Genomic DNA, 10411 nt, shown 5'->3' with positions numbered 1-10411 from the left:
TGGTGGCGATTGAGCCACCCTGGCACGTTCACCGGTCATGTCGTTACAGAGTAGCAAGGAACATAAAGTGAACGGAATAACCTCCACAGCCGTATGTTCCCCCCCTCACCCCAGCCCTCTCCCTCAAGGGAGAGGGGGTCGACTGTGCAGACATTATTTTGTGGGGATCCCTCAGCCCCGTGGGAGAGGGTTAAGGTGAGGACCTCAGCGCTTCGCGTTAAGCTCAGCAATATCCTTCGGCGTGGTGCGACAGCATCCGCCAATCAGCTTCGCACCGGCGTCCAGCCACTGGGGCAGATACCCCGCCAGCGTCTCACACGCTTCGTCGTGGTGGTGCCAGGTTTTGGTCACCGCATCATAATGCTCGCCCGAGTTCGGGTAGACCACCAGCGGCAGCGCCGTCAGGCTTTGCAGATGTTTCAACGCCGCCGTGGTGTTTTCCAGAGCGATACAGTTAATGCCCAGCGCGACAATCTGCGGAGAGCTTGCCAGCACGCTGACCACATCACGCAGCGGCGTACCGTCGCTCAGGTGTTCGCTATCACGTAAGGTAAACGAGAACCACGCCCGGGCGCGGGGATATTCGGCCAGAAGTGCCGCCAGCGCCCTGATTTCCGTAAAGGACGGCAGCGTTTCACACGCCAGCAGATCGGCACCGGCATCCAGCAGCGCTTCCACGCGCGGGCGGTGGAAAGCAGTAAACTCTTCAGCACTGCGCACATAGTCGCCGCGATATTCCGAGCCATCCGCCAGAAAGGCGCCATACGGCCCCACGGAGCCGGCGACCAGCAGCGTGCCCGCATGCGCATTTTCAGCCAGATACGCTTCACGCGCCTTGCGCGCCAGCGCCACGCTTTTGCCGATCAGCGCCCGGGATTGCGCCTCATCGAGGCCGCGTGCCGCAAAGCCCGCAGGCGTCGCCTGATAGCTGGCGGTGATGGCCACCTGCGCGCCAGCCCGGTAGTAGTCGAGGTGGACTTCGCGGATAAGCTCCGGGTTTTCCATCAATACTTTGGCAGACCAGAGGTTGTCTGCAAGATTACATCCCCGCGCTTCCAGCTCCGTCGCCATCGCGCCATCCAGCACCACAAACGGCTGTTTTTCGAGGATGGCGGTAAGCGGATTATTCTGCGACATGTTCAGGCTCCTGCGATGTCATATTTCGGGTCAGGTAGTACGCACCATAACACAGGGCGACAAACGGAATCCCGCAATAAAGGGCAATGCGCTGGCTCGGGTCAAACCACAGGCCGACACAGGCCACCACGCAGAGGATAAAACCGAGCACCGGCACCAGCGGATACCACGGCGCACGGTACTGCAGCGCAGAGAGCGGCTGGCCGGACCGCAGATGACGACGACGGAAAACGAAGTGCGACGCGCAGATGCTGATCCAGACCGCCACCACGGCAAAGCCCGAAATTGCCGAGAGCGCCACGAACACAGTGTCCGGCGCCACCACGCTTGAGAACAGCGCCAGCACGCCACCGAGCATGGAAACGGAGAGCGCCGTCAGCGGCACGCCGTTTTTGTTCACCCGGGCAAAGCAGCGCGGCAGCGTTTTCTCATTAGAGAGCGACCACAGCATGCGCCCGGAGGCATACAGCCCGGAGTTCGCCGCCGAGAGGATCGCCGTCAAAATCACAAAGTTAAAGATGTCCGCCGCGTAAGGAATCCCCACCTTTTCAAACACCAGCACGAACGGACTCTTTTCCACGCCCGCCTGCTGCATCGGGATCAGCGCCGCCAGCACAAAAACAGTACCGATAAAGAAGATGATCAGCCGGGCAATGGTGGTACGGATCGCCACCGGGATCACCTTGTGCGGGTTTTCTGTTTCACCCGCCGCGATACCGATCAGTTCGGTCCCGGAGAAGGCAAAGTTCACCGCCACCATGGTCATCAGGATCGGCAGACCGCCGTGCGGGAACCAGCCCTCGGCGGTGATGTTGCTTAAGCCCGGCGCGGGTGAACCGTCCTGCATCGGGATAAAGCCAAAGACCGCCGCGCCGCCAAGAATAATAAAGGCGATAATGGTGATGACTTTCACCAGGGAGAACCAGAACTCACCTTCCGCAAAGAAGCGCGTGGAGATGACGTTAAGGCCAAAAATCACCACGCAGAAGACCACGCACCACGCCCAGACGGGCACCTGCGGGAACCAGTACTGCATACAGAACCCGGCGGCGGTAAAACTCGACCCGAGCGCCACCGTCCAGGTGAGCCAGTAGAGCCACGCCACGGTGTAACCCGTCGCCGGGCCAAGATAACGCGCGGCATAGACGTGGAACGCGCCGGTTTCCGGCATCGCCACGGAGAGCTCGCCCAGACACTGCATTACCAGCCAGACCACCAGCGCGCCTATCAGGTACGCCAGTAGCGTACCGGCCGCCCCGGTCGTCGAAATAATGTATCCGGTATTGAAAAATAACCCTGTCCCAATGACGCCACCCAGCGAGAGCATAATCAGGTGGCGTGTTTTCATGGTGCGCTTAAGCTGCCCATTTTCTTGTTGTGTTTGCATATTACCTTCTATACGTATGGACATCTAAACATCCAAAGAAGGTGTGTTATACCGCGATTGTTAATAAAAAGCTAGATGACCAGACGTAAACGGGCACGCCGCGCACTGAGTCTGGGGTGGGTGGTGAGGATCACATAGAGAATCGGACGCCAGGCCATAGGCACCTCCGCAAGCAGATACTTACAGCATGGTGCCGGACGAGACGTTCTTCGGTCAGTCGAAAGTAGTATCCATGAAGAGCGGCGTCATACCGCAACGCCACCCGGCGCAAGGGTTGGTAATTCTCACAATCAGTTCTATAGTCGACACAGTTTCTTAGTAACCAGGACTGACTGATGCGCTTTAACGGACTGACCAAAGGTTTCTTTATTTTCATCCTCGCCCTTGTGACATGGGCGTTCTTCGACGTGCTGTCGCCCTACTTTTCCGCCATTCTGTGGGCCGCCATTCTGACCGTCATCTTTAACCCGGTAAAAAACAAGCTGCGCGCCGCGCTGGGGGATCGCAACGGGCTGGCCTCGTTGTTGACCATCGGCATTATCTGTCTGATCGTCTTTATCCCGCTGATGGTGATCCTCTCTTCACTCGCCATTGAGCTGAACGTGGTGTACACCAAACTGCAGGAGAACAACACCCAATTCCCGGAGGTGGTGGCCAGCATTTTCAACCATCTGCCTGACTGGGCCAGCGGTTTCCTCGCGGATCACAACCTGACCAACGCCGCGCAGATCCAGAAAAAACTCTCCGATGTCGCCCTGCAGGGCGGGCAATATCTCGCCGGCAGCGCGTTTCTGATTGGCAAAGGCACGTTTGGCTTCGCCATTAGCTTCGGCATCATGCTCTATCTGCTGTTCTTCCTGCTGAAAGACGGCCCGTATCTGGTGCGCCAGATCCTCGACTCTCTTCCCCTGTCCGATTTTGCCAAGCAGCACCTGTTCGCCAAGTTCGTCGGCGTCTCCCGCGCCACGGTAAAAGGGACCGCAGCGGTGGCCGTGGTGCAGGGCATACTCGGCGGAATTGCCTTTGCGATTGCCGGTATCGACGGCAGCGTACTCTGGGGCGCGCTGATGGCGTTCCTCTCGCTGGTGCCGGCCATCGGCTCGGCGATTGTCTGGGTACCGGCCGCCATTTTCCTCTTCGCCACGCATCAGATCTGGCAAGGGCTGTTTATTGTCGGCTTCTTCGTGATCGTCGTCGGGCTGGTAGATAACATCCTGCGCCCGCTGCTGGTGGGGAAAGACACCAAAATGCCGGACTACCTGATCCTGATCTCCACCCTCGGCGGTATGGAGTTGTACGGCATTAACGGCTTTGTCATTGGACCGCTGATTGCTGCGCTGTTTATCGCCTGCTGGAACCTCTTCTCCGGGCGCGACCACGAAGGCAACGCCGAAGAGCTGGACGCGGATTTCATTGAAGAGGGAAAAAACCCTCCAGATTTGTAAGGATGTGACGATAAAGACCTCACCAGGCGGCACTGTGCCGCCTTTTTTTTCGCCTTAAATCAAACGTTTTCTATAATTTGAAGAACGCCGTCCTCTTCATGTTGTAAAAGGATCATCTGGTGCGAATCGCGACGATAACAAACTGGGCCTACGGTGCCACGGTCTGCCTGACCATCGCCTCTGGCATCATCATGCTGATGGCGTCCAATGCCGACACGCTTGAGCGTCAGGCCGTTGAACAACGCCAGCGTTTTGATACGCTTACGGAAGATATCGAAACCGATATCTGGGCGCAGTCTGATTTAGCCCGGCTGTACGTCATCAAAAAAGATCCGCAGGTTCTCAAAGAATATAACCAGGCCGAAAACAGCCTGAAGCGAATCGAACTTCGGCTGGAAAAGCTGCAGGATAATGGCGCTTCGGATGAAGAACTGGCCCTGCTGCATGAAGGAATAAAGATCGTCGATGAACTGCAGGACGAACAGCAAACCGCACTGAACAGCCTTGAACAGGGTGAAGACGCTCAGGCCGTTGCCCTGCTTTATGGCGCACCCTATGAGCAGGAGCTTGAGCGCGCCCAGAACCAGATCGATCACTTTCGCCAGATACTCGACAAGCGCGTTATCGCCTCCGTTCAGGAGGCGACAAAAAAATCGAAAGCGCTGCGTACGGCTTCTGAAATGATGGTCGGCCTGACCGCCCTGCTGTTCCTGTTTGTCCTTGGTTTTATCCTGAAACGTCGCGTACTGCGCCCCGTGGTGCGGTTGAGCGACGTGGTGCACCGCCTGGCGTCACAGGATTACGCGGTTGAAACGCCCAATTTCAACCAGATTGATGAGATAGGTGACATGGCGCAGGCCATCCGCATTTTCCGTGAAAACGGGCTTGCGCGACAGCGTCTGGAAAGAGAGCGCGATGCCGAATGGGCCATCCGCGAGCTGCTGGCGCGCATGACCCAGCGGCTGCAGGGATGTGAGAACGTTAACGATGTGATTAACGTGGCGGAGCTGTTTGCCCCCAATATCGCGCCGGGGATCGCAGGCCGGCTCTATGTCCTCGACCGCGATCCGTGGCAGATGCGCTGCGTCGCGCACTGGTTGTCGCCGACCGGTGAAGAAGCCACGTTCCATCCGGATGAGTGCTGGGCCATACGGCGCGGGCAGAGCCACCCGCCGGTAAACGGTGAACCGGATATTGCCTGTTATCACCTGCCAACGTCACAGGGGGACAGTTCGCTATGCGTCCCCCTTATCGCCCAGGGCGAGGCCATTGGTTTACTCTCCTTCCAGAATATCACTGCAGAAAATGCTCCTTACCGCGCCTATCTGGAACTGATGGCTGAAGCACTTGGGCTGGCGCTTGCCAACCAGCGTCTGCGCGACGCGTTGCTGGAAAAAGCGTTGTTTGACCCGCTCACCGGCCTGCGTAATCGTCATCATCTGGAAGATACCCTGCAAACCCAAACGGCACAGGCGATGCGCAGCGGCGAACCGTTAAGCTGCATGATGATCGATATCGACCACTTCAAGAGCATTAATGACCGGTTCGGCCATGAAGCGGGCGACCAGGTGATCAAAAGCGTGGCGTCGATTGTTCAGCGGGCCACACATGACAACGGGCTGGCATTTCGTTACGGAGGCGAAGAGTTTCTGGTGCTGCTTTCCGGTGCCGATGAAGAAGAGGCGCACGCCTGTGCGCAGAAGATTTACACCGGCGTGCATGAGCTGTCGCTTCGCTACGGGCTGACCGAGATTGGGCCGGTGGACGTGTCGATTGGGATTGCCAGCTACCCGCAACATGCCCAGACCGACAATCTGCTGCGCGCCGCGGATGTGGCGTTATACCGGGCGAAAGAGCTGGGCCGGTCGCGGATCGTGAGCTTTGGCATGCTGGAGGCGGGTTAGTGGGTCTTTGCGCCTGCTCCTGCGGATGGCGAGAAATGGCACGCGCGATGTGTTAACTGACCAGACAACAAAATCAACCCTCAACGCCTTCTTGCCGGGTCAGAAGATCAATCATTGCCCGGGTGGCTGCCGACTGACGTCGGTGCGGTGCAAACAGCACGGAAAAAGGTCGCGATCGTCCCCGGAGTTGTGGCAGCACCTCAACTAACTGGCCGCGCTGTATTCTGTCCCGGACGATAAATTCATAGCTCTGGCAGATCCCCATCCCCTGCTCCGCGAGCGACACCACGCCGAGTACATCGTCTGATATTTCGATGGTTGACCCCGGCAACCAGTCAATATCGCGCCCTTCATCCCGAAATACCCAGGGGGCGATACGCCCGGTGCGCGGCATGATAAACGGCAGGCACTGATGATGCTGCAACGCCTCCAGCGTCTGAGGTCTCCCTCTCCGATGCAGGTAGTCCGGGGAGGCGACCAGCAGCAATGCCGCCTCTTCCAGCTTACGCGCCACAAGCCCACTGTCGGGCAGCTGTCCCAGACGGATCGCCAGATCGAACCCCTCCGCGATCAGGTCAACGTTGCGATTGGTAATGTTCAGCTCCACCTGAACGCGTGGATAGCGTTGATGATACTGCGCCAGCAGCGGGGGCAGGCGGTAGTGGGCATAGGTGGTGGGGACACTCATTCTCACGCGACCGGTCAGATCACCCTCCTGACCCCGGCCAACGCGTTCGGCGTCATCAAGCAGAGAGAACGCAGTACGCGCCTGCTCAAGATAGACGCGTCCGGCTTCTGTCAGCCCCACCCGGCGGGTCGTGCGCTGTAACAGCTGCCGTCCAAGACGCGCCTCCAGGCGGGTGACCGCGCGGCTCAGCACCGAAGGCGTGGTTGAAAGGGCAACCGCTGCGCCCGTAAAGGAGCCGTGTTCAACCACAGCAATGAAGACTTCAACGTCGCCGAGGTAATCGAATTTCCGGCTCATTTTGCTCTCTCAGGAACAAATGTTTTTCAATCTGGCTAATTTATCTCCCGTTGGGCGATGAGTAAAGTGGCCTGCATTCATCACCTGAACGTGCCACTGGAGTCTGCCAATGTTCAACCGCGCCCTTATTCTGCCCGCCATCGCGATGGCGGCATTGTTCTCTTTTCCGCTCTTCGCCAGTGCAGAGAATCACGCCCCCCTTGAGCGCTGGCGTAGCTATGCTGGCGTAACCTGGGATAGCCCGCAGGACGGGCAAACGCCGACGACGTTTACCGGCTCGGTGAATGCGCCCATTGCAGGTATCCATTTTGATGCCAGCGACCGGGCCTTTGTCAGTACGCCCCGGCTGGTTTCCGCCGCAGCCCCCGCCACGTTGAGTATTCTGGATACCACCTCGCAGTCCGGCCCTGCCCGCCTGACGGCGTTTCCGTCCCGCGAGGGCAATGCGGTGAACACCGATCCCGCTCACAGCCTGCGCAACGTGCTCGGTTTTTATATTGACCGTAAAAACGGCTGGCTATGGGCGCTGGACATGGGGTTCGTCGCGGGAGAAGCCCAATCGCCTGCGGGGTCGCAGAAGCTGGTGGTGCTGGATCTCAACTCAGGCCGCACCATTAAACGTATCGCTCTGGATGACGTGGCGGACCGCAAAGCCAGTTTCCTGAATGATGTGGTGGTCGATGAGAACCGCCGTGTCGCTTATATTTCCGACAGCGGATCGCGGAGTGCTCCTGAAAACCAGGTGGGGCTGATTATCGTCGATTTCGCTACCGGTACGGCCCGGCGCGTACTCGATCGTCACCCTGCGCTGCAGATTGAGCCTGGCGTTAACGTCGTTTCGCATGGAGCGGAAGTCTGGCCAGGTAAACCCTTACTGATTGGTATCAATGGCATTGCGCTCTCTCCCGATGCGGGCACGCTGTACTGGACGGTGACAACCGGCACGCACGCATATGCGGTACCCACTGCGATACTGAGGCAGCCTGCGTCAACCAATGCGCAAATCGCCGAACAGATCCGCGATCTGGGTAGCGTGGGAGGCAATACCGACGGGATAGTGACAGATGAAAAAGGCAACCTCTACATCACCGATGTTACACGCAATGGTATCGTCAGATACGATCCTGAGACCCATTCCATGTCGCTGGTTGCGGCAAATGAAGGGGTGCGCTGGCCAGACACGCCGGCAATCCGTCCGAACGGGGAGCTGATCTTTACCTCAAGTCGCCTCAATGACCATTTTGCGGGAGCCGTTAAACCGGGAGAGGAGCGCTATGATTTGTGGCGCTTGCGTCTCAGTGCTTCAAAGGATTAGTCGCGCGTCACTTCAGTAATCAACATCGACAAACCATTCAGGTAATCCCTTTTTTTAGCCAACTCACGGTATTTGGTTGGGGAAAGTCCATATTGATTTGAGAACGCTCTGCTGAAGGTTGACGGCTCTTCATAGCCTAACATTGTAAATATATCTGAAACAGAGAGCTGCGTATGTCTGAGCATATGCGCGGCTTTTTCAAGTTTCCGGCTTCGGATATAAAGACCTATACTTATGCCACACTCCTGGCGAAAGTTTCGTTGAATATAAGCCAATGAATAACCGGATTTTCGTGCCACATCCAGAACGGTAATGGGTCTGTACAAATTCGAGTCAATCCAGTGAGTCAGGGACTTAATTACAGTTTCACGATCTTTTAAGAGAGTAAACTTTATACACATAAGTATCCACGAAATTTATTTACAAGAAGGCCGCTGGCAAAGTCATCCCATGACAATTGAAAATAAATATTTCCTGAAAGAAAAATCACCCTAAGAATAGGGTGAAGGAACGCTTACTGTATTTTAGAAGGATGTACTTGCAACACCCTCATTTTTCTCTGGACCATACAGTTTCATAAACGCATTAACGGAGGCCTGCGCTTTCCTGACGATTTCACTTTCGTCAGGCTGATCTTTTCTTGCTTTTAAAAGCAAGGGTTCCAGTATGTCAGCCTGGAGAAGAGAACGAAAATACTCAGCCGCCAGCACAGGATCATCTTTTCTTAAGATGTTTTGATTCATTAAATCGGTAAACAGCGCTGAAACATTTGAACGCAGTTTTTGCATTCGCGCATAATATAACTCTCCGATACCCGATCTTCCGGCCTCGGAAATCATTAATCTTTGCAAATCCACAATATCCGGAGAGCAAATATAACGTAAAAAGGCAACAGCAAATTGCTCGATGACAAGCTGTGGTGATTTTCTGAAAAGGCGCACCTGCCCTGCAGTTTCAATAGTCATGCTCTTTATATACTGTTCAGTTTCTGAAGACATGCACTCTACAAATAGCTCTTCTTTCGAAGAAAAGTGACTGTAAATTGTCGATTTTGAGCCACCCACAATCGCGTTAATCTCTGAGATAGACGTGGCATCAAATCCTTTTTGTCGAAACAGTCCGGATGCAACCTCCAGAATCTGTTGCCGTTTAAGCGCTCTTTTATCCATATGTTTCCTCGTTAGTTTAGGTGTCTGCCCGGGGCCAACACTTTTTGTTCTCTGATTTCGGAATCACGTCTGGTAGTAGGGTTTGTAATCGTACTGACGAGTACATTTTCATTTGACGGCATTCAGAAGTCAAGATATAAAGTGTACCGTACTGTACGGTACTGAATTTGGACTACTCAATGAACAGCATGATGAGCGTACTGATGAAAGGTTTTCAGGAGACATTCCCGAAGTGTCGTATTTCCAGTTTAACCAGCTCAAGGATAGTGATGAGCTGCGTTGTCATTTCCGCCATCAGTATGAGCGGATGCGCCATAATTCCCGATTCTGGTACCCCACCCTCTATGAAGACGGTCTCACAACTTAAAAGCGATCAAAGTTTCCCCCGTCAGAACGGCCAATGGCCGAAAGATGACTGGTGGAAGAAATACGGTGACGAGCAGCTCAACGGGCTGATTGATGACGCGCTTAAAAATTCCCCCACGCTTAACATCGCCGAAACGCGCGTAAAACAAGCACAAGCAATGACGCAAAGAGCGAGCGGATCGCTTTTCCCTGAAGTCACCGCCAACGCCAGCTTTATGCGGGACAAAATGAGTTACAACTATGTGACGCCTGAAAGCGCAACGCCTCAAAACTGGAACAGCTACGGGCGTACCACGCTTGACATGAGCTGGGAAATTGATTTTTGGGGTAAAAACCGCGCCGCGCTCGCGGCTGCAACGTCAGGCGAAATGGCGGCCGTTGCAGAAGCTGCACAAACCAGACTGGTGCTCTCTTCGTCTATTGTTAACGTTTACGCAGAGCTGGCGCATTTATACACCGTTCGCGAAACGCTTAACGATACTCTCGCTATACGAACCAGTACGCTTGCGTTGTTCCAGCAACGACATGACGCGGGGCTTGAGGATTTATCCAGCCTTCAACAGGTCGAGACGCGTCAACTCAACGCAAAAGCAAACCTGGTGGCGATAGATGAAGCCATTGCGATCAAAAAACATGCCCTCGCGTCATTGATCGGTGACGGGCCAGACAGGGCGCTGGCAATAACCGCACCCAAAGCAACGCT

The 10411-nt window shown here is 55.5% G+C and carries 9 protein-coding genes; 4 read left to right on the top strand and 5 right to left on the bottom strand.

Annotated features, from left to right (window positions below; all coding sequences use genetic code 11):
* Window positions 1-204: 204 nt before the first annotated feature.
* A complete protein-coding gene (gene mmuM, locus C5687_RS22590; RefSeq protein ID WP_104558029.1) occupies window positions 205-1137 on the bottom strand; it encodes a homocysteine S-methyltransferase in 933 nt (310 codons plus the stop codon).
* A complete protein-coding gene (mmuP, locus tag C5687_RS22585) occupies window positions 1124-2524 on the bottom strand; it encodes an S-methylmethionine permease (protein ID WP_104558027.1) in 1401 nt (466 codons plus the stop codon). The genes mmuM and mmuP overlap by 14 nt, the downstream gene beginning before the upstream one ends.
* 335 nt (window positions 2525-2859) lie before the next feature.
* Here mmuP and C5687_RS22580 point away from each other — a divergent pair, with 335 nt between their 5' ends.
* On the top strand, window positions 2860-3969 hold the full coding sequence (locus C5687_RS22580; RefSeq protein WP_008503245.1) for an AI-2E family transporter: 1110 nt from the start codon (window positions 2860-2862) through the stop codon (window positions 3967-3969).
* Between the two features lie 119 nt (window positions 3970-4088).
* On the top strand, window positions 4089-5873 hold the full coding sequence (locus tag C5687_RS22575) for a diguanylate cyclase (RefSeq protein WP_104558025.1): 1785 nt from the start codon (window positions 4089-4091) through the stop codon (window positions 5871-5873).
* A gap of 73 nt (window positions 5874-5946) precedes the next feature.
* Here C5687_RS22575 and C5687_RS22570 read toward each other — a convergent pair whose 3' ends face one another.
* On the bottom strand, window positions 5947-6858 hold the full coding sequence (locus C5687_RS22570) for a LysR family transcriptional regulator (RefSeq protein WP_059385563.1): 912 nt from the start codon (window positions 6856-6858) through the stop codon (window positions 5947-5949).
* 109 nt (window positions 6859-6967) lie between these two features.
* Between C5687_RS22570 and C5687_RS22565 the strand changes: the two genes are divergently transcribed.
* Window positions 6968-8173, top strand: a complete 1206-nt coding sequence (locus C5687_RS22565; protein WP_104558023.1) for an L-dopachrome tautomerase-related protein — start codon at window positions 6968-6970, stop codon at window positions 8171-8173.
* Here C5687_RS22565 and C5687_RS22560 read toward each other — a convergent pair.
* Both C5687_RS22560 and C5687_RS22555 read right to left on the bottom strand, forming a co-directional pair.
* Window positions 8170-8574: a helix-turn-helix domain-containing protein gene (locus C5687_RS22560; RefSeq protein WP_059385561.1), complete on the bottom strand. Its 405-nt coding sequence runs from the start codon at window positions 8572-8574 to the stop codon at window positions 8170-8172. The genes C5687_RS22565 and C5687_RS22560 overlap by 4 nt on opposite strands.
* 123 nt (window positions 8575-8697) lie before the next feature.
* The gene (locus tag C5687_RS22555) at window positions 8698-9342 is read right to left on the bottom strand and encodes a TetR/AcrR family transcriptional regulator (protein WP_045286822.1); all 645 of its coding nucleotides are present in this window, start codon (window positions 9340-9342) and stop codon (window positions 8698-8700) included.
* A 203-nt stretch (window positions 9343-9545) separates the two neighbouring features.
* On the opposite strand from C5687_RS22555, the gene C5687_RS22550 reads away from it, so the two are divergent.
* The coding region (locus C5687_RS22550; RefSeq protein WP_158252231.1) for an efflux transporter outer membrane subunit at window positions 9546-10411 on the top strand (866 nt) is incomplete at its 3' end.

The organism is Enterobacter sichuanensis (assembly GCF_002939185.1).
Taxonomy (GTDB): Bacteria; Pseudomonadota; Gammaproteobacteria; order Enterobacterales; family Enterobacteriaceae; genus Enterobacter; species Enterobacter sichuanensis.
The sequence above is the reverse complement of the archived record's forward strand: the minus strand, read 5'-3'. Positions and strand labels throughout refer to the sequence as shown.